22 protein-coding genes and 1 pseudogene are annotated in these 22,289 nt (G+C 36.3%); 3 read left to right on the top strand and 20 right to left on the bottom strand.

What is annotated here, in order from left to right; translation table 11 throughout:
- Window positions 1-60 precede the first annotated feature (60 nt).
- From H4J63_RS16595 to H4J63_RS16560, 8 genes and pseudogenes are all read right to left on the bottom strand, one after another.
- A pseudogene (locus tag H4J63_RS16595) lies at window positions 61-447 on the bottom strand (GNAT family N-acetyltransferase); the annotation flags it as partial.
- Window positions 448-495: 48 nt separating this feature from the next.
- Entirely contained in the window at window positions 496-1,695 is a 1,200-nt protein-coding gene (locus H4J63_RS16590; RefSeq protein WP_182197596.1) for an alpha/beta hydrolase-fold protein, read from the bottom strand.
- Window positions 1,696-2,042: 347 nt separating this feature from the next.
- On the bottom strand, window positions 2,043-3,776 hold the full coding sequence (locus H4J63_RS16585) for a response regulator (RefSeq protein ID WP_182197594.1): 1,734 nt from the start codon (window positions 3,774-3,776) through the stop codon (window positions 2,043-2,045).
- A 2-nt stretch (window positions 3,777-3,778) separates the two neighbouring features.
- Window positions 3,779-4,318 carry a heme NO-binding domain-containing protein gene (locus H4J63_RS16580; RefSeq protein ID WP_182197592.1) on the bottom strand — a complete coding sequence of 180 codons (540 nt, stop codon included), beginning with the start codon at window positions 4,316-4,318 and terminating at the stop codon, window positions 3,779-3,781.
- A 210-nt stretch (window positions 4,319-4,528) separates the two neighbouring features.
- Window positions 4,529-5,500, bottom strand: a complete 972-nt coding sequence (locus tag H4J63_RS16575; protein ID WP_182197591.1) for a sensor domain-containing diguanylate cyclase — start codon at window positions 5,498-5,500, stop codon at window positions 4,529-4,531.
- A 58-nt stretch (window positions 5,501-5,558) separates the two neighbouring features.
- Window positions 5,559-6,806 (bottom strand): DEAD/DEAH box helicase, encoded by a 1,248-nt coding sequence (locus H4J63_RS16570; RefSeq protein ID WP_182197589.1) that lies wholly within the window; start codon window positions 6,804-6,806, stop codon window positions 5,559-5,561.
- 122 nt (window positions 6,807-6,928) lie between these two features.
- Complete coding sequence (locus H4J63_RS16565; protein ID WP_182197588.1) at window positions 6,929-7,630, bottom strand: DUF3581 domain-containing protein; 702 nt, start codon at window positions 7,628-7,630, stop codon at window positions 6,929-6,931.
- 242 nt (window positions 7,631-7,872) lie between these two features.
- A complete protein-coding gene (locus H4J63_RS16560) occupies window positions 7,873-9,303 on the bottom strand; it encodes a serine hydrolase (RefSeq protein ID WP_182197586.1) in 1,431 nt (476 codons plus the stop codon).
- A gap of 159 nt (window positions 9,304-9,462) precedes the next feature.
- Here H4J63_RS16560 and H4J63_RS16555 point away from each other — a divergent pair, with 159 nt between their 5' ends.
- Window positions 9,463-11,529 carry a winged helix-turn-helix domain-containing protein gene (locus H4J63_RS16555; protein WP_182197584.1) on the top strand — a complete coding sequence of 689 codons (2,067 nt, stop codon included), beginning with the start codon at window positions 9,463-9,465 and terminating at the stop codon, window positions 11,527-11,529.
- A 212-nt stretch (window positions 11,530-11,741) separates the two neighbouring features.
- Window positions 11,742-13,562 carry a winged helix-turn-helix domain-containing protein gene (locus H4J63_RS16550; protein ID WP_182197582.1) on the top strand — a complete coding sequence of 607 codons (1,821 nt, stop codon included), beginning with the start codon at window positions 11,742-11,744 and terminating at the stop codon, window positions 13,560-13,562.
- Window positions 13,563-13,635: 73 nt separating this feature from the next.
- Here the strand turns inward: H4J63_RS16550 and H4J63_RS16545 are convergent, their stop codons facing one another.
- The 12 genes from H4J63_RS16545 to H4J63_RS16495 all read right to left on the bottom strand — a co-directional run bounded on the left by H4J63_RS16545 (window position 13,636) and on the right by H4J63_RS16495 (window position 21,705).
- Complete coding sequence (locus H4J63_RS16545) at window positions 13,636-15,300, bottom strand: SUMF1/EgtB/PvdO family nonheme iron enzyme (protein WP_182197581.1); 1,665 nt, start codon at window positions 15,298-15,300, stop codon at window positions 13,636-13,638.
- A 550-nt stretch (window positions 15,301-15,850) separates the two neighbouring features.
- On the bottom strand, window positions 15,851-16,237 hold the full coding sequence (locus H4J63_RS16540) for a hypothetical protein (RefSeq protein ID WP_138586803.1): 387 nt from the start codon (window positions 16,235-16,237) through the stop codon (window positions 15,851-15,853).
- Window positions 16,234-16,530 carry a hypothetical protein gene (locus H4J63_RS16535; RefSeq protein WP_182197579.1) on the bottom strand — a complete coding sequence of 99 codons (297 nt, stop codon included), beginning with the start codon at window positions 16,528-16,530 and terminating at the stop codon, window positions 16,234-16,236. The genes H4J63_RS16540 and H4J63_RS16535 overlap by 4 nt, the downstream gene beginning before the upstream one ends.
- 57 nt (window positions 16,531-16,587) lie before the next feature.
- A complete protein-coding gene (locus H4J63_RS20380; protein WP_259365771.1) occupies window positions 16,588-16,722 on the bottom strand; it encodes a hypothetical protein in 135 nt (44 codons plus the stop codon).
- Between the two features lie 270 nt (window positions 16,723-16,992).
- The gene (locus tag H4J63_RS20555; protein ID WP_259400089.1) at window positions 16,993-17,079 is read right to left on the bottom strand and encodes a transposase; all 87 of its coding nucleotides are present in this window, start codon (window positions 17,077-17,079) and stop codon (window positions 16,993-16,995) included.
- Between the two features lie 265 nt (window positions 17,080-17,344).
- Window positions 17,345-17,581 (bottom strand): hypothetical protein, encoded by a 237-nt coding sequence (locus tag H4J63_RS16525; RefSeq protein ID WP_182197577.1) that lies wholly within the window; start codon window positions 17,579-17,581, stop codon window positions 17,345-17,347.
- Between the two features lie 119 nt (window positions 17,582-17,700).
- A complete protein-coding gene (locus H4J63_RS16520; protein WP_182197576.1) occupies window positions 17,701-18,204 on the bottom strand; it encodes a hypothetical protein in 504 nt (167 codons plus the stop codon).
- A gap of 644 nt (window positions 18,205-18,848) precedes the next feature.
- On the bottom strand, window positions 18,849-19,166 hold the full coding sequence (locus H4J63_RS16515) for an antibiotic biosynthesis monooxygenase (protein WP_182197574.1): 318 nt from the start codon (window positions 19,164-19,166) through the stop codon (window positions 18,849-18,851).
- 110 nt (window positions 19,167-19,276) lie between these two features.
- A complete protein-coding gene (locus H4J63_RS16510; RefSeq protein ID WP_182197572.1) occupies window positions 19,277-19,834 on the bottom strand; it encodes a GNAT family N-acetyltransferase in 558 nt (185 codons plus the stop codon).
- 119 nt (window positions 19,835-19,953) lie between these two features.
- The gene (locus H4J63_RS16505) at window positions 19,954-20,496 is read right to left on the bottom strand and encodes a hypothetical protein (protein ID WP_182197570.1); all 543 of its coding nucleotides are present in this window, start codon (window positions 20,494-20,496) and stop codon (window positions 19,954-19,956) included.
- Window positions 20,497-20,609: 113 nt separating this feature from the next.
- A complete protein-coding gene (locus tag H4J63_RS16500; protein ID WP_182197568.1) occupies window positions 20,610-21,050 on the bottom strand; it encodes a helix-turn-helix domain-containing protein in 441 nt (146 codons plus the stop codon).
- Between the two features lie 205 nt (window positions 21,051-21,255).
- On the bottom strand, window positions 21,256-21,705 hold the full coding sequence (locus H4J63_RS16495; RefSeq protein WP_182197567.1) for a GyrI-like domain-containing protein: 450 nt from the start codon (window positions 21,703-21,705) through the stop codon (window positions 21,256-21,258).
- A 244-nt stretch (window positions 21,706-21,949) separates the two neighbouring features.
- Between H4J63_RS16495 and H4J63_RS16490 the strand changes: the two genes are divergently transcribed.
- Window positions 21,950-22,289 (top strand): phage integrase N-terminal SAM-like domain-containing protein (locus H4J63_RS16490; protein WP_182197565.1); only part of this gene is annotated, 340 nt, incomplete at its 3' end.

Below are 22,289 nucleotides of genomic sequence, written 5' to 3'. Positions count from 1 at the left end.
ATAATAAGCGACATAGAATAAGCCAGTTCAAGTAGTTAGCTTCGTTTATTTTAATAAGTACTAACTTGATCTGTTAGGTTTGAACAAAGCTAGTTTTTCGATGCCATGAGATGGAGTCCACCGTTTGAACTCCACAAAGCCATGCTTTTTGTACAACTTTATTGCAGGCTCGTTAGCTACAGCCGTTTCTACAATGGCTTTTGTATATTCGAATGAGCCAAGAACGTAACTAAGTAATTTGCTTGCAATGCCTTTCCTAAAATAACTTGGGTCAACAGTTAAACTGTCGATCTCTAAATACTTATCTTTTAAAGTAATCTCTATAACTGCGGCAATACATCCATTTTCAATAAAACCGTAAAATAGGGTTTTGGAACTTTCTATATCTTTGGCACTGCGCGATAGCGGTGGAAAATTAAGAGTACCAATAAGTTTAGCTTCAACTTTACTTCCGAGTTACACCAATTGGTAGATCAAGTTCGCTCGTTGTTAAACTTACATCAAATTTACATTCGACTTTTTCTCGGTCAATTGTTGACATTCCTCATCACTTAAATCATCTCTGCGCAACAAAATGTTTAAATGTTTTAACGCTTCTTGTTTTTTACCAAGTTTTACAAAGGCGTCAACGATATGAAGCCTAGAGCTATATTCAGATGGCTCCTGACTGATGTTGTAGCTAAAATACTTAATTGCTTCAGCAGGATTTTCTAAGTAGGAGAGTTGCCCTATGCCTTCATCATACATTTGCCAGGATTTTGGTTCAATTTGATACCCATATAGGGTTGATAGCTTTTTGAAGTGCGCTAGGACACTTTCGTAGCCTTCAACTGATGTTTCATATGGAATAGACCACTGAGGGTACAAACCTCTGAGTGCCCCAATTGTCCCGTAAATCGGTGTATTCTGATGAGGCTCTTCTCGAAAGTATTCAAATTTGTAACGCAGGTTCGGTGTATTTAAATTCGCAAGTTCTCTCTCTATCTTTTGAATCCCTGAGAGCATCTGAACACCTTCTGGGGAATCTGATTCTGGGTTACCTTCATTCCCTATATTCATGTATAGAAAATTTTTGTGCATGGGATTCGTTTTTACGAACTTAATGAGATCGCTAACGGTTTTTCCGCTCTCCCAGAACACAGAGGGACTATTGGCAAAGTGCGCTTGGAACAAGTTTGGCCTTTTATGAAAACTATGTGACACAAGCAGCCCGCCGTATGAATGCCCAGAGAGTATTCTAAATTTTTCTGTCCGATAATGTTTCTCGATGTATGGGATAACGTCTTGTTCAATAAACGTTAAATACTTATCTGCCCCGCCGCTATGCTCTTCGTAATTTGGATCAGATGTTGGTGTAAAATCTCTGCCTCTGTTAGAAGTAGAGATCCCAACGATGATCATTTGAGGGGCGCTATTGTATCCATTCAGCGGGGCAAGAACGCCTGATACAAGAGGCAACCCTACAGGTGCATCTAAAGTGTAAAGAACAGGATAACGATAGTTTTGATTGAATTCACTTTCATACTTGAAAGGCAATTGAACATAGATATCAACGGTTTCATTTAACACAGAAGATGGAATTGGTATTTTTTGAAAAGGTAAATGCCGCTCAACAGCATTTTCTTTAAATGAATCCGCATACGCACTAAAGAAAGCCGTGACAATAAAAAAAATCGTCCAGAAATACTTGGTCATTCAATGTCCTTATTTAAATGCTTGTTTAGTAAAAGAAACTCAAGAATAAGGGATTGCTTAGATGGAGTCTAGTCACATGGAAACAATCAAGGTGTTGAAAAAAATAGCAGCTCCGAATTCTGACACGGACGCTTGTTGCGCTCTTGATACAAATTCCTAAATCATACGAACGAGTGCTTTAGCAGTGGTAGATACCTTCGAATAAGACAATTATTGATCTGTGTTTCGTTTATTTTTGTTTCGATCAGATTGCCCAAATAGGTATTACTTGCTAAGGTCACTACGGCAAAGTCGCTCGGTAATTAGACCGACAGAATCCCTTGGTAATCACACTACTACACAAAAGATTAAATACACACCCATTTTGCAATCACTTCAAACATACTTTCGACTGCAATAGGTTTTGAAATATAACCATTCATGCCACTAGTTTGTGCTTTTAAAAGATCTGCTTCCATAGTATTTGCAGTCATCGCAATAATAGGTAAATCTTTAAATTTCGACTGTTTTTTTATTTCTATAGCTGCCGTATATCCATCCATTCTAGGCATTTGGCAATCCATTAACACACCATGGTAAGCTTTATGCTTTAGCGCTTCGAGTGCTTCAATACCATCAGCGGCTATATCAACTAACAAGCCATTTGAACGAAGAATTTGTGACGCAACTTGCTGGTTAAGAGGATTATCTTCGACTAATAAAATATGTGCGCCTTGTAATTTTTTTAGTGACGCATTCGTTGCAGGTTTGGTTTGTACTGTCGATTTTTTTAGCGGTTGTTTATGCAAAACCTGTAAAAGTAAGTTATAAACATTACTTTTTATAATCGGCTTTATAAGAATTCTATAGGTATTTTCAGTAAACCCATGCAAGCTTTCATTAAGATCCTGGTTTTCGTATGGCGCAATAATAATGAGTTTTTTTGCATTTATTTTTAGCTTATTTCGTAGTGACTCAGCGGTATCTACGTGTTTAAGCTTTAAAATTCGCCAATCTATAAAAATAAAGTCATAAGTTGATGAGTTAGTCAGCGTATCTAAAGCTTCACCTGCATTGTTAACTACACTTATATTAACTTTAAAACTGTTCAGTAACCTCTGCAATGAACATAATTTACTATCCGTACTCTCAATAATGAGTGCACGTTTATTTTGTAATAACGCTAAATCAAAACTTGCCTGTTTAGTTGCGTTACCTAATGGTATTTGAAAAGTAAAACAGCTCCCTTTTTTAATTTCACTTTTTACAGTAATTTCACCTTGCATTAGTTCAACGAGCGTTTTACTAATAACTAAACCTAAACCTGTACCTCCAAATTTACGCGTTGTTGATACATCAGCTTGAGTAAAAGGTGTAAATAATGATTCAACTTGTGGCGGGGTCATCCCTATGCCGTTGTCGGTTACCGAAAAAACAACGTGAGTGCATTTGCTACTTTTACTAATTAAATTAATAGCTAATGTAACAGTCCCACGCATTGAGAATTTAAGCGCATTGTTGAGTAAATTTAAAATGACCTGATTTAATCTTAAGGCGTCACCAGTAAAATAATCTGGCAACTTAGGATCAACATCAAATATCACTTCAATGTTTCTTTCACAGGCTAAGCCGCTAATTAAATTAACAAGGTTTTCTAGAAAATGATTAAAGTTAAATTGTTTATTTTCAAGTTCTAACTTGCCCGCTTCTACTTTTGAAAAATCCAAAATATCGTTAATGATCCCCAGTAAAGACTGAGCCGAATAATGAATTTTCTCAACGTAGTCTCGCTGTTTTTCAGATAATTGCGTATCAAGGGCAAGGTAAGCCATACCAATAATTGCATTCATGGGTGTACGAATTTCGTGGCTCATGTTCGCTAAAAAGCCAGATTTAGCTTGATTTGCAGAGTCAGCCTCTTGTTTTGCCAACATAAGTTCATGCGTTCTACTGGCTACCTCTCGTTCTAAATTTTCAGCAGCATTTTTAAGCACTTCGTTTGCTTCATAAAGTTGCAGCGATTTTTGCTCTAATAATTTTTCAGCTTCTTTGCGTGCAAGCCGCTCTCTCTCAAACCGTCTTTGTAAAAGTGCTACATCCATACTTAATCTACCAACGTTAAATTAAAAGTAGCTACTTGATGATTTTCACTGATATCACTGTTTACGTGTATATTTTCACCAAAATGATTAGCAGCCCCTTCAATTAATCCCTCAGCTAAAAGCGCAAATGGATTACTTGAGTGATAAAACATTTGCATTTTAGTACTGCTCAAACGCTTAGTTTGAAAGCTTGGTAAATCGGCATCACGATATAACTTTTTAACCTCAACATGCACATGCCTGTCGATGGTATCTAAAAAATCAAATGTTGTAGTTAGGTCTTGAAAAAACTGGGGGTAGTAAATTAAAAAATGGCTTAAAAGGTATTTTCCATATTCTTTAAGCAGTACGCCAACTGGCAGGTTAACGCATTCACTAAGTGATGTGATTAGCTTTATAAGCTCTTGTTTATCGTAATTACCAACACTCGTATAAGCACCTTTAGAGTCGAGATCATTTTGCTCTATTATTTGGTCGGCCACTTCTACAGAAAAGTGACTTTCAACCATTTCTAAAAATTCAGTGAAAATAATACCTTTCATCAAACTACCTTTTTATTAGCGATGAATTAAGTATAGTTTTAAACTGTAAAAGTTCACGTTTATAAGTCCTCCGGCTAAGGCGTATTAGTCGAGGGGCGAGCTAGGCAAGCTAAAGAGTTAGGTAACTACTTATGCCATATACTTACATTTACTCAATCAACAAAGAGTCTCTTTTAATAAAAAATACACTCCAACTGCCTTCGTTTTTCATCACTTATCTCGTTTTTTGCTAAGTTTATTTTTATACATTGCTTGATCAGCACTATTCAGTAAGGTTTCAAACGATTGTTTTTTGGATTCGGTAAAACTATAACCAATGCTTAGCGATAAATCACAAATGTCGCTTTTAACCAAGGCTTTTGAATATTCAGTCGAAATTTTATTAGTAATACTGTTGAGTTTATTTTTATCATTTACTTGCATTACAGCAACAAATTCATCGCCACCTAAACGACCAACTATATCGGCATCTCGTAAATGTGCCTTTAATGTAACTGCTAATATAATTAAAGCTTTGTCGCCCACTTCATGCCCGCATGTGTCGTTTAATTTTTTAAAGTCGTTTACATCAATAAATAAGCAACACACATCAAAGCCTAAACGAAATGCTAAATTAAGTTTTTGCTGAGCTAGCAAAATCAGGGCCCGGCGATTATAAATATTAGTCAGTGCATCCAGCATGGCTACTTCGCGCATTTGCTCAAAGCTATTTATAAGTGCTAAATCGTCTTCAATTAAGTCACGTAGTTGCTCTATCAGTTCAAAATATTCATCGGTATAGCTTGTTTTTTTAGTATCTTTTAAACACAAGGTGCCAAATATTTGGCCTTGTGGCCAATGAATAGGTAAACCTAAGTAGGATTCAACACCGTCTTCAACTACTTCTGGTAGGGTGTTCCACGCTTCGCTCTTACTTGCAGCATTGACGTAAACAATATTATTACTTTGGACTACGTATTTACAAAAAAGAGGGGTATGAGGAGAGAGTATAGGATTTGTCTCAAAATGAGAGCCGCCTTCATTACTTTTTATTACAACACGATAGCCTTTACTTGTAGCCTGAACTATATAACCAGACGGGGCTGAAAAAAGCCCCGTGATAAGGTCGATTATTTTTTGCCATTTGTGTAATGATATTTTGCCATCAACACCTGAAAATGCCCATTGATCAGTTTCAAACATTACGTTACCTCGGCTTTGTATTAGCTCCAGTATAGGCAAAAAAACAGAGCAAAAGCTATTACTTACGGCGTTTACTTGGCTCTCTTTTACCTGTAATGCGTTTTTTATCACGATCTTTTCGCGACTTATTAGTATTTTTACGATTATCTTTTGGCTTTTTATTTGGATCAGGCTCGTAGCCTTCTAACCACTGTGGAGTTAAACGCGTATCTAATAGCACTTCAATTTCTTCTAGCAACCATTGCTCATCAAGACTTACTAGTGACATAGCAAGGCCTTGTTCGCCCGCTCGACCGGTACGGCCAATACGATGCACATAGTCTTCTGCTATGTATGGCAGCTCAAAGTTAATGACGTATCTAAGTGTAGAAATATCTAAACCACGTGCAGCTACATCAGTAGCAACAAGTACACGAGTAGCGCCTTCTTTAAAGTTTTGTAGTGCGCGGTCGCGTGCGCCTTGCGATTTATCACCATGTATTGATTCGGTTTTTAAACCGTCTTTACACATTTCTTTAGCGAGTTGGTCGGCCATTTGTTTTGTGCGAGTAAAAATAAGTACTTGGCGCCAGTTTTTCATGCCAATCATGTGCGATACAAGTTCACGCTTACGATCTTCATCTACAGCGTAAATAACTTGCTCTACCTCAACCGCTGCTGAGTTGCGCTTATCAACTTCAATTAGCTCTGGGTTTTTAAGTAGTTTTTTACTGAGTTCAAATACGCTGTCATCAAACGTAGCTGAAAAGAGTAAAGTTTGGCGATCACCTGGAATATGACGCAATATACGTCTAATTTCATCAATAAAGCCCATATCAAGCATACGGTCTGCTTCATCAAATACGAGCGAATCTACACTTGAAAGTACAACGCTGCCTTTAACTATATGATCGAGCAGACGCCCTGGTGTGGCCACGATAACTTGTGCTGTTTTAAGCGCTTTTATTTGTGGGCCAATACTTACGCCACCATACGCCAAAGCACCATTGATATTAGTGCCTTGTGCGTATTTTTCAAAGCTGGCAAATACTTGCTGAGCAAGCTCTCGCGTTGGCGTTAAAATTACAACGCGGGCAAATCCTGACTCATCTTTTTTGGGGGTATTTAAAAGCTTATGTAGCAAGGGTAAAACAAAGGCGGCGGTTTTACCCGTACCTGTTTGCGCGCTGCCCATTACATCACTTCCCGCTAAAATAGGCGGAATAGTTTTAATCTGAATTGCGGTAGGTTGAGTGTAATTATTTTGCTCAATCGCTGTTAATAATAACGGGTCGAGATTAAGTGATGAGAACGTAGTGGCAGACATAGGCTTAGCTTTAAAATAACAAAGAGCGCTATTGTACGCATATTAACGCACTGCGTAAATTAACCAATAAAAAAGGCGTTAAATACAGCTGTATTTAACGCCTACTATAATTTGCTTTAATTTTAAGCTGGTTTTAGCGTTGTTTTTCGTTCGTTGTAAAACGCTATTAAATTGTCAACCGTTGCTTGGCAGTATTCGCGTATACCCGAAACCACCATATGCTTTTCACCACACCCTACTTTAACGCCGTTTTCTAACAGGTTAAAACGTAGTGTAATTTTCCCGCGCTTACCGGCGTACTCAAAACTTGGCTCTGCAAACTCAAGTACTGGCGCTGTAATATCAAGATTATCAAGATTAATAAGCATTGATTCGTAAATAATCATCGGACGTGCAGGGTTAATCATTACCTCTTGCTTGCCCATTAACGGAATAATCACATGCGGAAAGGTAGTACCCGAAAACTCTACATAATTTTTTATTAGGCTATTAGTCAATGTTGGGCATTGGCTGGTTTTACCTTTGCGCTTTACCTTTAAAATAACTTTTTCGCCATTAGTTACATCAAACTCATCAGCTCCCTCAGGAAAATGTAGCTTGGTGTTTTCATCAACCATACCGGCAAAGGTAAATTCCATTTGTTCACTAATACCATAGCGATCTAGTACCAATGAAAAAAGTAAGTCTCCTGGCGCGCAAAACTTTTTGGCATCTTTGTCATGAAGTGGATTAAAATCATCAGCTACGCATTTAGCGAATCGACAACCTTGCTCACGAGAGATAGAAACGTAATCAGCGTGCTGCTGAAAAAAAGGACTTAACATAGTGTGTTCACTGCTTAAACTGCTTATAACCTGCCCATACTACCAGAAAAAAAATATTGAGAGGTCGAATCTGTTCAATTATACCAATCTGCTTATATATGGGGTCTATTTAACGTTAAAAAAATCACGCTAGGGCCTGTTTATCTTTCGAGGTTAAATTTGCAGCAGGCACCTGCTAATATTTTAAAAAGGGACTGGAGAAAGAGCCAATCCCGCCAACTTATTTTCTTAGAACGTATTTATTACAAACGCTCTATCAATTGATCTACTTTTGCCACAACAGGCCATGCTGAAGATTGAAAGTTACCTAATACTACTAAAATGTAGCCTTTGTCTTGATACATATTTAGTCTGGCTGTCATACCTAAATGAGCACCATTATGACCCACTATTTTGTTATTATCAGCGCCTCTCACTGAAAATCCATACCCCCAGTTTTCCGCACCAAGTTCGGGCTTCGAAGTAAGAGCTTCTTGGGAAAGTTTACGACTAATTAAAGTTCCATTTTGCATTGCTAAAGCGAACTTATGTAAATCGCCTACCGTAGAATACCCACCTCCAGCGGGACCCCCTTTAACTGATTGAAACATTAAGTTTTCAGTAATCTCTCCAGTTTCAACTGAAAACCAATAATTACGCGCAGTGTTTCTAATAGGTACATCCAAATCAAAACTACCACTATGTTGCATATTAGCTTTTTGATAGATGTTTTTATCAATGTATGTAAAATAACTTTCCTTCGTAACAGATTCAATCACCTGACCAAGTAATAACATACCTGTATTACTGTATCGCCATTGAGAGCCTGGTTTAAACGTTGTTTCAATGGAGCTGTATAAGTGTTGAATATCTTCAAGTGAACGTACTTTATGCTGTATTTCGTCAAACCCAGCTATATTACTAATACCTGATGTATGACTTAGTAAGTGGTGAATCTGGACTTTATCAAAGTCTCCCTTACCTAACAGGGTTTTATCAACGAACTTAGTAATCGGATCATCAAGCAATACTTTTCCTGCTTCAACAAGTTGCAAAATAGCGACGCTAGTAAACATCTTATTCATCGAACCTATTTGAAATTTAGTATCTAAATTATTTTTAACGTCATAGCGTCGAGAGGCTAAGCCATGCGCTTTAGTAAATAAAACTTTGTTACCTTTGGCAAGCAGTATTGTTCCTGAAAAAATGCCATTTTTAGCAAGTAGATTGCTATAATTTTTTATCTCATTAACTAATTGTGACTCAGTTAAAGAAATCATATCAAGGCTTTTGGGGTTTTCTCTATCAAACCAGCCCGTAACGGCTTGTTCTTCGTTAAAATTGATAACTATTTCGTACTGCATGTCGGTATTTTTTGAGTACACTTTACTAATGTGCTGTATGCGGTTATTGGAAGTATCAAGCTCTGTTGAAAGTAGGCTTAATGATCCATGAAAAAGTGCTACGTTCATCGAATAACCAACATAACGATCTTTTCCTGTATTATCCCAACGAGAAAGTGCATCAGGCGAAAAGTTTTTTACAATAAAATCTTCGACCTGTTTTAAATCTTTGCTGTTTAAAACAGATATAAACTCATTAGCTAGCTTATTGTAGTTTAGCTTATCTGCTGCTAGCGCTTGATTGCAGATAATTGTTATTAAAAATAATAGTGTTACTAAATATCGCTTCATTATGTATTCCTTTTGTAATTTATTTATTAATATAGCGCTGACCTTTCGATTCCTTTTTAACTGTTGTTACCAAGAGAAAGCGATGAATTAGTAATTAAGAAAACGTTAAGAAAAGCTTAAGGGATATATATCTATTAATAACAGTGGGATGGGAAAGGTTTGAGCGTAAACGAACTACCAAATAAATTTTATATTGATGATTTTTTAATTAATATCAAAACCGGTGAGGTTATATATGAAGAAAAATCTCAGGTAATTGAACCAAAAGTAATGGCGCTTTTGAAGACGTTGGCACAAAACCCCAAAAGAGTTATTGCAGCTGAAACGCTTTTTGAAATTGTTTGGCCTCAAGCAATTTACAGTCCAAACTCAGTTCGTAGAAATATAGCCTTGTTAAGGCAAGCATTATCTGATGATGACAAACGCATTATCAAAACACATCCTAAACGAGGCTACAGCCTAGACTCCGAAGTTCGCTTTCCAGAAAAAAAAGCAAATGCATTATCAAAAAAAAGCCCCCTTATAAAGTATTTAAAATTATCTTTACTCCTCATTCCTGTTTTCATCCTAATTAGCGTGTTTTTTAGTTTATCAGATACAAGTAAACAGGTTTCTTTGTTAAACCTAAAACCAATAACGGCAAGCAATGAACAAGAGCGCTATATGCAAATCAGTCCTGATGGACGATTTATGGCATATATTCAAAATACCAATCAACCAAACAAGAGAAAAATATTAATTAAAGATCTAGTAACTGGCTCAAGCTGGCCCTTAAAGGATACTTTAAACGCATATACCTACCTTGCATGGGATTCTCACAAAAATGCCTTGGTGTATTCATGCCAAGATGAGAAAGGTATTTCATTTAATCGCTTGCTACTCGACGCACAATTAAAAGTAGTAAGTGAAGAGCTACTTTTTTCGCGTAGCGATATAACTTGGAATAGTTTGTTTTTTATAGATAAGCGCCAACAACTTTATTATTTGGCCAACCAAAACAGTTCGGAGCATAGCCGAAACGTTAGTTTATATCGGCATAATTTGGAGTCAGGACAAACTGAAAAACTACTTAAGCCAAATGACTACTTTAAGCCTTATAAACTTGCTTTGTCTCCGTCTCAAACACAATTAGCGTTAGTCGGTTTTAATAAACAAGCATTATCAGAAGTAAAGTTGTTAAACTTAGATAGTAATGATGTTGTCTCAATCGGACAAATAGATCATAACTGGTACTTCTTAACTTGGTTTGAAAACAATAAATCTTTATTACTTAGTAATGGCAGTGAATTAAAGCAACTCTCATTAAATGGTGACCTCACAACGCTTAACTACAAAAGCTATAACTTTTTAGTTTATCCGCAAATTATTAAAGATAAAGTGTACTTTATTGAAGCCAAGTCAGATCAAGACATTTTACTGAGTAAATTAAAACAGCTTTCACCTCCCCAAAAAATAATAAACTCAAATACAATTGATAAAGCTGCAGCGCTTTCAGCAGATGAAAAACACATAGCCTATGTATCAATAAAAAATGGCTATCCTCAGATTTTTGTCAAACATATTGAGACAGGCAAAGAACGAATATTATTCGAAAATTCAAAGCAAGAATTTGCTTTAACCAAACCAGTTTGGCACTGGTCAGGAAAGCGTATAGCGAGCAGTGTAAATAACAAACCGTTTATTATTGAGTTGGAGTCAAACCGATTCTCGATAAAATGGTTAAACATGATTATTGGTGAGCCTATAGTTTGGTACAACAAATCTGACGCTATATTGTATGTTGATAAAAAAACTCACAATGATGAACTAGTAAAGTTTAATCTTACAACTGATGAAAGAACAACATTAAAAATAAAACGAGTGCATGATACATTCTTTTTAAACCATAAAGACGAACTACTGAGCTTTGTAAAAGGTCAAGTCATACGCCATGATTCAGATAGCACTTTACTCAAAAGCCCCTATTTATTTACTCAAATATATCCCGAAAAAAATGGTTTTTATTATCAATACACACAAAATGGCAAGCCATTAATAAACTATTACGATTACGAGTTAGGTGTACAAAATTTAAGTAGTAAAACCGAAGAGTTTTGTGCGAAATTTTGTGATCAAATAACCGCAGTAAGTGACAATATAATCTTACTCAAAAGCAAAAATAAATCGGCAGACATTTTGGTTTTAGATATTACTTCAAAAAGCACAAAAGTGAGGGGGAGTTTATAGTTTCATAGCAACCAATCCTCAATCGGGGATTGCGTTGCCCTCACCCACTGGACCCACAATTATTTGCGACAAGCATGGATTGCCCCCTTTAGCTGCACAGGATACAGGGCCATAGTATTTTTAATATATGATTAACAAACTTATACTCTTTATCAGCTAATAAGTTAAGATGAGTGAAATAAATAACCAAATGATCCATTTTTATAAAAACAATGCGTTATAAATTTAATAATTTTGAATTTGATAGTACAAGCTGTGTACTAAAAAAAAATGGTGATGACTTAGCCATTCGACACAATGAAGCCAAAGTACTAAAACTATTACTAGAGCATTCGAATCATGTCTTTAGTAAAGAAGATATTTTATCTCATGTCTGGAAAAATAAAGTTGTATCGGAACAAGCCGTTTTTCAAAGTATTAGCAATCTAAGGAGGCTGTTGGGTAACCACGCAATTAAAACCTTTTCAAAACGAGGTTATCAGTGGCAACTCCAGATTGATTCTAAACATTCTGATGTTGAGGCACACTGCAACATCAGTCAAAATAAACCACTGCAGCATGAAAATACTTTATCAAAACCAAAAAGCCGAAACCATTGGATAACCATTGCACTTAGCGGTATTGCCCTTCTTGTATTTACTATCATTATTAACAATACTGACCAACCTCAAACAGATGAGAGCTCAGTTATTAATATTTCTTATATAGCAATAAGCAATCAACGAGGGACGGAAACCTTTAAGCTCAATGATACTGAACTCTTTAGCTTTACCGAATTACCTCAGCTAAATACGGCGCATTTTCAGGTTTCAGCGGAGTTTGAATACCCACTTTTAGCAAAAGAACACCCATTGATTTTATCTGGCACTATTCGCACACATCATAATTTGACATATATTGATTTTATATTAAAAGGCCCATTTGCAGATTGGCAAGGGCAATTATCTGGAGTAAGTCAACAAGCCGCTTTAAATCAGTTACAACAACATTTACAGCAGCCAGTTATTTTAGAATTGCTTAATAAAGCCCAAACACTCGAACTCAAGCAAGCAAATTTATCCATTGCTCATCAGCAAGCGCCACATGATCTCATTATCCTTGGCCATCTAGCTAATACCTATATAATGATGGGAGAACTTGATAAAGCGATGGTGATGGCAAATAAACTAGAAAAAATAGCTATTTCACAAAATAAGACACACCATGTAGGCAATGCTTTGCTCTTTCAAAGTGAGGTATTAATCCGTAAAGAGCTATTTGATTTAAGTAAATATAAGCTCAGTAATGCTATTAAGCAGTTTCAAAGTATTAATGATTTACACAGACAAGCAGACGCGTGGTTTACGCAATCTTGGATAGACCATAACCAAGACAATTACCAAGCAATTAAACAAAGCCTACTTAATTCAGTGCAATTAGCTTTTGATGCACAAGATAAACGACGAGAGCTAAGCGCCTTAACTTACCTATCTGTATTAGCCCATAAGCACCAGCAAGAGGATGATAAATACCTTTATTTACAACAAGCAGAAAATAAAATGAAGGCCTATCAAATACCTAACTATCACTTTGCTATAGTGCCGTATCACTATGCTATTTTTGCTAAAAGCCTACAAGATAAAGAGCCTCATTTAAAACAAGTACTAGAGCTTGCAACGTTAACACCTGATTTTTGGGCTGCACAAAGCAGTCGTCAGCAATTGATGGAATATTATATAAATCAAAATAATCTGGCAGAAGCACAAAATCTTATTAATGATATTACTACGGATAATGCCAAGAACTCCTACTTAAAAACATTGCTAGCTCAAGCACTGAAAAATGATGATGCATTTACAACTCATGCACAGCGTACTTTTGAGCAAGCTGAGTTGGCGGGTGATCTTTATCTCAGCTTAGATATGGCGTTACTAATTTGTAGCTCCCAAAGTATGCAAGATAATTATGATTTTTATTCTCAATATATTAATAAAAAAGGGACTGACTACTGGCGACGTAATAATGAAAAAAAACTGTTAGCATTAAATTTATAATGTTATCCAAAACTGGATTTAAAATAGTAAGAGACAGCAATATCACTGCCTCTTATTTTGTACTTTACAGAAACTAATTTGGGTTAAAGCTTACCCAATTTAATTTCCAGTTTTTATCAAGTGATTTTAGGGTCAGCTTATTTTCACCTTGTTTCAGATAAAAATAAGTGGATCCTCTTTGTGTTTGCCATTTTTTATAACCACCTGTACTCGTTATTTTTTCTACTGCTAATTCCTTACCATTGATTACAACTGCAAAACCTTTTGTATCTCTAGGAGCCGCTACACGGTAGCTAAGGTTATAATTTCCTGAGTGTGCGACTTTAAGCTGATAGCTTATTATCGCATTATCACTAATTCCCTCCCCTCCAGTTAAATTAAATTTGCCATCAATATCAGAGGTTCTTCCGATGCTAGCGTTACTAAACTTAATGGCAGATTCTGCTTCCACTCTGCCAGGTGCATGCACCCATGATGTCGGCGTTTTTACGACATTACTGTAATCACCTTGTTGATTATGCCTTACCGCAACAACAGTATATTCATATTGATGGTTATCTATATTGGCATCTTTAAATGTAGTTTCAATTATATTTGCAGCTAATAGTTTAAACACGCCGCCAGTAGCTGCATTTCTATAGATTCGATAACTTTCAATATCACTTTGAGAACTTTTATCCCACTTTAAGGTAATAATACCCGCTTCTTTATCTAGTTTTAAGTTTGTTACAGTGGCAGGGTAAGGTAAAACAGCATCACGTCTTAATTGTTCGCTGCGTTGAGCTGTTTTGAGTGCTTTGATAAATTTTACAGTATTGCTAGATATAGCTGGAGCAGCTCCATCTATTGCAATTCGAAACCCCTCTACTGCCCCTACAAAGTCCTCACCCACGACGCCCCTCTGGCTTACGGGAAAAGTATTCCAATGCCAACTACCTCCTCGTGCTACCCTATATTTACAATCATTATCTATCCAAGCCTGACCATCATTGTGCGCGTTTTTATAATTATCTTTATAACAATCAGTAATGAACTCAACCACATTACTAACGATATCGTGTAATCCAAAGGGATTAGGTTTGTACATTCCAACGATACTTGCATAAGCCGCGTGGTCAACACAGTTCGATTTGCCATTAAAAAAATTGACATAACTCGTACTCGAGTCCCGTTGTAAAATATTCTCACCGGTTAAGTCGGCGGTGTTTTCGTATTCACAAACTAAGGCTTGTTCAAGATCGTCACCAAAGTAATACTTACTAGTTGTACCAGCCTTCGCCGCATATTCCCACTCTGCTTCACTCGGCAAACGATAAGGACGGCCAGTTTTTTTTGCTAACCACTGAGTATACGCGTTGGCTGCGAGCCAACCAATGCAATTTACTGGTTGAAAATCACTGGTATTGAGGGAGTTGTTCTCCCATGAACCATTGGTTTCTCCATAATTAAACCAACCATTTAACTGATGAATGCACTTGGTTGGCATTTCATAATCAGTTTCTTCAACAAACTGTCGAAACTCTCTTACGGTTACTTCATATTTCCCTAAACTAAACTCAGTTAGTGTCACTTTATGAATAGGTTGAGCATCTTCTTCTTCGGTGTTACCCATTTGAAAACTACCAGCAGGAATAGTTACCATAATGGGTTCAATTAGCTCACTGGCATTTTGATTAGCATAAAGCACAGCGCTATTTACTGATAAAAATAGTGGGATTATTAGTTTGTTTGGTTTCATTTACCTTTCCTTCTTAATGAAAGTGCCATCATGAAAAAATAAGTAAAATAAATCTTATTAAAAACCTAAACACTGATAAAAATAGAAAAAATATAGATAAACACACCCTAATCACAAACAACCTGACACAAAAAAGCCGAGCTTATTTTACTAAGCTCGGCTTTTAATACCTTTAAAAACTGACTATTGAGCCGTTATTATTAAATATTTTACACTTGGGTATTCGCAGTATGCGCGCTCTATATTTTTATCCTGTTTTTTAGAAAGACCTAAATGAGCAAGTGCTACACGTAAACGAGTTAGAGTGGGTGTCTAATTTAATTCCACTGTAAAGGCCCTTGTAGAAGCTCAAAAACAAAAGGAATTAACATTGCGCTAGGCAATGACTATTTAGCTTCACAAGGTTTAGTATCATTGAGAGATATTTGGATCAATATTCATTACGGGAGATGAACCGCCCATTGCACTTACTACTAATAGAAAGCGCATGATGGGTGGTGTGGGGGCTGGAGGTTAGAGACCTCCGGCTACCCGATTATATCAAAACAGCTTAATTCCGAGCTAATGCAGCTAAACTGTTAGTATTGTTTTTTTCATTTAAATATATTTGTGAGGCTAAATAGTTTTGCTTTAACTCGAATTTAACTTTGTTAGAGCTTCCTTGCTCTGCCTGAGCATCAACTTCACACTTAGAGTTAATGTTACATCTTCTAATATGAATAACTATTTCGCCATTATCTTCTAAAAGATCAACACCAGGAGAGTAATATAAGCTTTCCATTAAAGGTGTGTAGCTCAACTCAACTTCTTTATCAGTAATCTTATAAGTGATATCAGAAATATCAGAAATTTTATAATCCATTTTAGTTTTTCCCTCTGTACAGCCTGAAATTGAAAATATAATACATACGATTAAAATTTGTATAAATTTATTCACCAACTTGTTCCTCTCATTTCTGGTGTAGCTGGAGAAACTCTTGAAGATGGACCTTTTCGTTTTTCAAGTTCTAGAATATGTTTTCCTAACTCCCTTGGTGTTTCAAATCCACTCCAATCATCAGCATCAATGGCAACACCAGTTACATCATCTAATAGTTCAGATGCCCATGAGGCACAGGTGTTTGTGTACCTCCAGACAACAATAGCCTTCAAGCCTTTATCAAGCTTAATCTTCTGAGCCATATTTAGAGTATAAAATCTACTGGCTCTTGGGAATTTAGTTCCTTCCAATCCAACTCTGATATCAGTTCCATCGCCATTATCTAGAGTCCTAGGGTGTTCATCAGGCTACAGTCCATAAACAGTAGTGGTTCCACTTCTAGTAACTGAAATCCATGCATGACCTCCAGTAAATCCCTCATTATCTCCTGCTATATTACTATGAATACCTAATATAGTTTTTTCCATTTGTTGTTTTGACATCCTATCTTTCCTTTTTTACAGTGATTAAAATTACCTAAACCCTTTTTTTGATATAACGAGCCTGTAGATTAACTCGTTTTTTTATTTGTTTTTATCGATAAACAAACCATAGCTAAGTTCCTATTTTGGTTCAACTGATTACTGTGTTTTTACGCAGAATATTAAAAAGTGTTTAGTGTGGGTTTTAGTCGCGTTTTGGAAGGAGTTACGGGTGTTTCAGTGGCTTTATTTTGGCTTAAAAGGGATTGCTTCTCTTTAATGCATCGCGTTTTACAGTTTTTCTATATTATGAACTACGCAATACAGTTGCCATTGCGTATTCACTTTCGTTTGACCTCGTAAGGTCAATTTATTCATGCCCTTGTTGCCGGTAATATTGCGCTTTTTATTTAAAGGAAAGCAAGCTCTATACAGCCAAGTTGTTTGCCATTCTTTAATAAACAGCTGTTGTCGTCCTATTTGGACGTCTATTTTAATTTCCATCTTGTCTACATTACTCAGCTTTTTACGTGATGCATTATTTATAACAACGCACTCTTCATACTGTTTTTGTTGACTTTTTTCGTAACAATTAGGATGGGTATCATTCTAATTATTTTGCTGTCCACCTCAGGGCGTGTTGTTAGGTGTTTTTATCACTTTTGTCTGGAATATCATTGCACAAAGCACACTCTACACCTTTACGTGATTGATATAATCTTGAACATATAAACACTGTTGTTGTAATCAAAGACCAAGTACAAGCAAAAATTAATGCTTCTTGAACTGAATGCTGTTTAAGCAACTCAACTATAAAAAGTAAGGCTGCTACTCCAAGAAATACTTTTAATGCTCTAACGAACCAAAACTTAAATCCCATTTGAACTCCAAACCTGAGAAACACCTAACGCCGCAATATGGGGCGCACAAATGCATGGCAAAACTTAGCGACGAAGGAGCGCAAGCTATGCACTTTGCGTCCTTGCCATTATTGACTTGTTAGTGTTCTGATGTTCCGAATTTAAAACGAACAAACAACTCTACTATTGCGATGACAAAAAAAACACTACCAATAATCACTGGATCTTTAGAAAATATTACAGCAGGAGATGAAAACAAATATAAGAACCAAAATACGTTCATAAATTTGGGAACCTGTTCAATACTTTTCACTTTGAAATAAAGCCCGATCTCTTTCTGTTTAGATTCTCTTAAAAAATAGGCCTTTGTAAATCTATAAACTCCGTACCATAAAGGAATAAGAATAAAAGTAACTGGTGAGAAAAAGTTAAATTTACTTGGCTCAACATACTCTTGTGGCCAGTAACTATTTACTTTATCCATAACTCCAAAATGCATCAAAGTAAGCCATGTAATGAAACAAAAGAAAAATGCCAAAGGGAAATTCAACTGCTTCAACGCCAAGCGATATGGATTTTCTTCTGGTGTATAATGCTTAGCTCGTATGAATGAGCACAAAAACGCGAAATCTAAACTCTTCATTTTAAGAACACTAACGAGCCTGTAGCTTAACTCGTTTTTTATTTATTTTTATTGATGAATTAACCATAGCTGAGTTCCTATTTTGGTTCAATCTATTACTGTATTTTATCCAGAATATAAAGTGAGAGTTTGGTGTTGTTTTGATTGGCGTTTTGGAAGGGATTACGGGTGTTTGAGTGGCTTTTATTTAGGGCAAAATGGCTTATCCTTCTTAATGCATCGTGTTTTGCAGCTTTTCTATATTATGAACAAGGCAATACAGTTGCCGCAGCGTAAACTAAAGGCATTCACTTTCATTTGACCCCGTAAGGTCAATTTATTCATGCCTTTATTCACTGTAATATTCCGCTTTTTATTTAAAGGAAAGCAGGCTCAAAACAGTCGAGTCGTTTGCCATTCTTTAATAAACAGCTGTCGCCGCCCTATTGTGCTGTCTATTTTTACTTTCATCTTGTCTACATTACTCAGCTTTTTACGTGATTCATTATTTATAACAACGCACTCTTCATACTGTTTTTGTTGACTTTTTTCGTAACAATTAGGATGGGTGTCATTCTAATTCTTGAAAAGTAAGGGATCACCGCTGTTAAAATTTGCGGTGGAAAGTGAGCTTTAGCGCTTGCTGTCCACCTCAGGGCGTGTTGTTATATGCCGTAATCTCGTTCTACTTTTGAAATACGAACTTTGAAAGATTCGTACCAAAATTTACGTCCAGTTTTTTGAGCTTCTAAGTGCTCTGAGTTAGCTTTCCAATTTTTAATTGAATCGAGATCTGCCCAATAAGAAACTGTTATACCAACATCTTCTCTTGCTGATTCCACTCCCAAAAAACCTGGCTGTTGTTCTGCTAATTCAACCATTCTATTTGCCATCTTATCGTACCCATTATCGCCTTCCGTGCGTGTGGAAGTGAAAATTACAGCAAAGTATGGAGGTTTTGGTGTATCTGCGATAACTGACAATGTAACTCCTAGGCATATAACGCCCAAATAACAGGCTAAGTAATGGTTGGCTAAAATGTGTAGCGAAGCGAAACGTAGCCAACTGTTACGTGTCCTTGTTTATTTTCTTGTTATATTTCATTGAACTCAGGCTTTAATAAACCATAACATTTCAAATCGTGAAATTCATTTTTCCAGTAACCACTTGCACGACGGATACCTTCTTCTTTGAAGCCAAGCTTTTTCAGCACCGACTCTGAGGCACCATTGCCAAGCATGGTATCACCTTGGATTCTATGAAGCTCACCAAATGGTAGTTGATTTAAAAAGGCTGAATCAATGATTTTGTATAAAGCTTCTGTGGCATAGCCGTACCCCCAATACTTAGAAGATAACTCGTAACCTATACCAGCATTCTTCATCTTTTGGTTCCATGAATTAAAGCCGCAGGTGCCAATTAACTGACCAGTGTCTTTTATACGAATAGCCCACCGAATGCCAATAGCCTCAGTGAAGCGAGAATTGAAGAATTCAATTAATTTTAACGATTGCTCTTCAGAATCATAAACGTCTATATCATAAAATTTGATAACGTCTTTATCTGAAAAAATATTTAATAATGCAGGGCTATCATCCACTGATAGCTTGGTAAGCATTAAACGAGATGTTTCTAACTCTGGGAAATCCACCTAAATCCTCCATGAAATATAACGCCCTGTTAAGGGGCTTATAATTGTTGGCTAAAATGTGAAGCGAAGCGAAACCTAGCCAACTGTTAGAAGTCCCGCTTGAACAGCTTGTTACGTGGCTATTCGCGCCCATAGAGAACATCATTACGATGCTCCCAAAACTCATATAATTTAAACCGAGTTTTAATAATAAGATCAGTTACTTTTTCTAAAGATGCTTCTGTAAATTGAACATACTCTTGATGCATGCCTTGCTTAGACATTTTTAATCGAACATAAGTAAAACCGTCATCACCAGTGCTTTCCCAATTTGCATGAGCAACGAGATTCCTCAGCCGAGCAGACTCTCTTAGATCAGTCATGAGTTGCTCGTAACCATTTAATTGTTTATCCAAGCCTATTTGAAAGTCGTCACAAAACCTTTTTAGAAGATCAACCTTGGCGGAATAATTCATTTTATTTAAAACAATTAAACCTGTCGCATCGGTTCTGTCGGTAAAATTCTCACAAAGAACAGAATCTAAAGAACTCTCCAGAGAATTAAAATACATAATTATTAAACCTATGTAAGGCAATGCGTTATCTAAATACTCTTCTGCTTTCTCTTCATCTTCAACTTCGTGAGATAAGTGTTGAATGAACTCTCTAAGTTTAGTTTTCATATAGAGGTTGGGATTCCTGATGACACGTAACGCCTAATTAACAGGCTAAAAATAGTGGGCTAAAATGGAGCGAAGCGAACAGCCCGCTGTTTTTAGTCCTGTTGAATTTCTTGTTATATGCCTGATAAACTCTGCTTCTTGGGTATACCCATTATTAAGAAGCTTCCCCATACTACATATAAAGCAAACCACATCGAATGATTAAAGTAACCTGGTCCAGAGTATAAAAGAATAGCCATAAGCATATGCATTAGCGCGGTTATAATAAAACCAACTGAGCCTAACCAATAAAAAGGCTTATTCCTCCAAGAACCTTTATCCAAGTTGATTGATAATGTGTTTTCAGCCTTCATTTCACTAATAGTCAACTCATCCACAGTTACTTCAAACGCGGCAGCTAAAGATTGAACTGATTCATGGGAAACTAAGCCTAACTTTTCAATTCGCTGAATTGTTCGCAAACTAAGACTACAAATATCAGCCAGTTGACTTTGAGTCCAGCCTCTTTTATTTCTTTCTACTTTTATTAAATTTATATCTACGTTCATATCCATAATTATCTCCTTGAAGTTGTTTTGATAACAATCTCAAAAAAATATAACTCCGTATACGTTAAACATATGACATTTGAAATGTGACACATGTGACAGAGGCATATAACGCCTAAATAACAGGCTAAGTAATGGTTGGCTATAATTGTGTAGCGAAGCGAAACGTAGCCAACTGTTACGTGTCCTTGTTTATTTTCTTGTTATGTAACTATTTAACCGCTATATGAACTTCTATTTCGTTTCCATTTGGGTAAAACTCAAAGTCAGTTGAGTAAAGTCTTTGATGTTCCACTTTACCTTGAGAAAAATAATTCCAAACCTCTGTCCAAGCATCAATAGCTATTTGAGGCATTTCCCCTTTATACTTAAATACAAGGTAATTTCCTTCAGGAATGGTTTTTGATTCTAGGTTTGAACTAGATGGAAAAGAGGCGCCGTCAAAACCAGCAAGAACAGTAAACTGTCCAGTGTGATCTGATTCATAATCTGAATATACGCCGTATACTCTTTCACCATTTTTATAATCTACAGGGACAGTCTCATCAAAGGTTTGCCATAAAGCCCCAATCTTACCTTTATTTGGATCCATCTCAGTTGCATTATCAGTTCTAGCACTCAACCCATTTATATTTTTTTCTGAAACAAACCTTAATTCCATCTCAATACTCTCCTAGTTACATAACAATTTTATAGTGCGCTCATCGCGCATATATCTGCCAATGTCACGCTCATGTATTCAATAATTCTTTTTTAACAAATAACTTAATACATTGCTATATATAATTTTTTATTAGCACTCAAACTATTAATAAAAGAGAAAATGCGCTCGTCGCTCATTTTCTTGAATATGGGAGCAGCACAACTGTACTGTATATAAAAACAGCACTATTATTGGTGGTAATATGAAAACACGTTCTCCATTTTTAAATTATATAGCCGATTATATGTTGGTACGTCAGTATTCATTACGCACCGTAGATACGTACCTAAGATGGATTGCATCTTATATCCATTTTCATAATAAACGCCATCCCGCCTCAATGGGAGACAATGAAGTCGAGCGCTACTTAGAACATTTAGTGTTAAAGCAAAACGTTGCACCACGTACGCAAGCTACCGCACTCAATTCATTGTCATTTTTATACAAGCACATAATAAAAAAAGAACTCTCATTAAATTTAAATTTTGCCCGTAGTAAAAAACAAGCAAAGCTCCCTGTAGTGATGACCCCAGAGGAAGTTA

The sequence above is a fragment of the Pseudoalteromonas sp. 5Ae-yellow genome, assembly GCF_014077565.1.
GTDB lineage: Bacteria > Pseudomonadota > Gammaproteobacteria > Enterobacterales > Alteromonadaceae > Pseudoalteromonas.
This window is presented reverse-complemented; position numbering and strand designations above follow the sequence as displayed.

Bases quoted from the DNA above. Each gene is read 5' to 3' on its own strand.
- H4J63_RS16505 (WP_182197570.1), bottom strand. From the start codon at position 20,496: ATGAAAACTAAACTTAGAGAGTTCATTCAACACTTATCTCACGAAGTT.
- H4J63_RS20555 (WP_259400089.1), bottom strand. From the start codon at position 17,079: ATGAATAAATTGACCTTACGAGGTCAAACGAAAGTGAATACGCAATGG.
- H4J63_RS16590 (WP_182197596.1), bottom strand. From the start codon at position 1,695: ATGACCAAGTATTTCTGGACGATTTTTTTTATTGTCACGGCTTTCTTT.
- H4J63_RS16565 (WP_182197588.1), bottom strand. From the start codon at position 7,630: ATGTTAAGTCCTTTTTTTCAGCAGCACGCTGATTACGTTTCTATCTCT.
- H4J63_RS16585 (WP_182197594.1), bottom strand. From the start codon at position 3,776: ATGGATGTAGCACTTTTACAAAGACGGTTTGAGAGAGAGCGGCTTGCA.
- H4J63_RS16575 (WP_182197591.1), bottom strand. From the start codon at position 5,500: ATGTTTGAAACTGATCAATGGGCATTTTCAGGTGTTGATGGCAAAATA.
- H4J63_RS16500 (WP_182197568.1), bottom strand. From the start codon at position 21,050: ATGGATATGAACGTAGATATAAATTTAATAAAAGTAGAAAGAAATAAA.
- H4J63_RS16525 (WP_182197577.1), bottom strand. From the start codon at position 17,581: ATGGGATTTAAGTTTTGGTTCGTTAGAGCATTAAAAGTATTTCTTGGA.
- H4J63_RS20380 (WP_259365771.1), bottom strand. From the start codon at position 16,722: ATGTCAAAACAACAAATGGAAAAAACTATATTAGGTATTCATAGTAAT.
- H4J63_RS16520 (WP_182197576.1), bottom strand. From the start codon at position 18,204: ATGAAGAGTTTAGATTTCGCGTTTTTGTGCTCATTCATACGAGCTAAG.
- H4J63_RS16545 (WP_182197581.1), bottom strand. From the start codon at position 15,300: ATGAAACCAAACAAACTAATAATCCCACTATTTTTATCAGTAAATAGC.
- H4J63_RS16580 (WP_182197592.1), bottom strand. From the start codon at position 4,318: ATGAAAGGTATTATTTTCACTGAATTTTTAGAAATGGTTGAAAGTCAC.
- H4J63_RS16570 (WP_182197589.1), bottom strand. From the start codon at position 6,806: ATGTCTGCCACTACGTTCTCATCACTTAATCTCGACCCGTTATTATTA.
- H4J63_RS16495 (WP_182197567.1), bottom strand. From the start codon at position 21,705: ATGGAATTAAGGTTTGTTTCAGAAAAAAATATAAATGGGTTGAGTGCT.
- H4J63_RS16560 (WP_182197586.1), bottom strand. From the start codon at position 9,303: ATGAAGCGATATTTAGTAACACTATTATTTTTAATAACAATTATCTGC.
- H4J63_RS16550 (WP_182197582.1), top strand. From the start codon at position 11,742: ATGCGTTATAAATTTAATAATTTTGAATTTGATAGTACAAGCTGTGTA.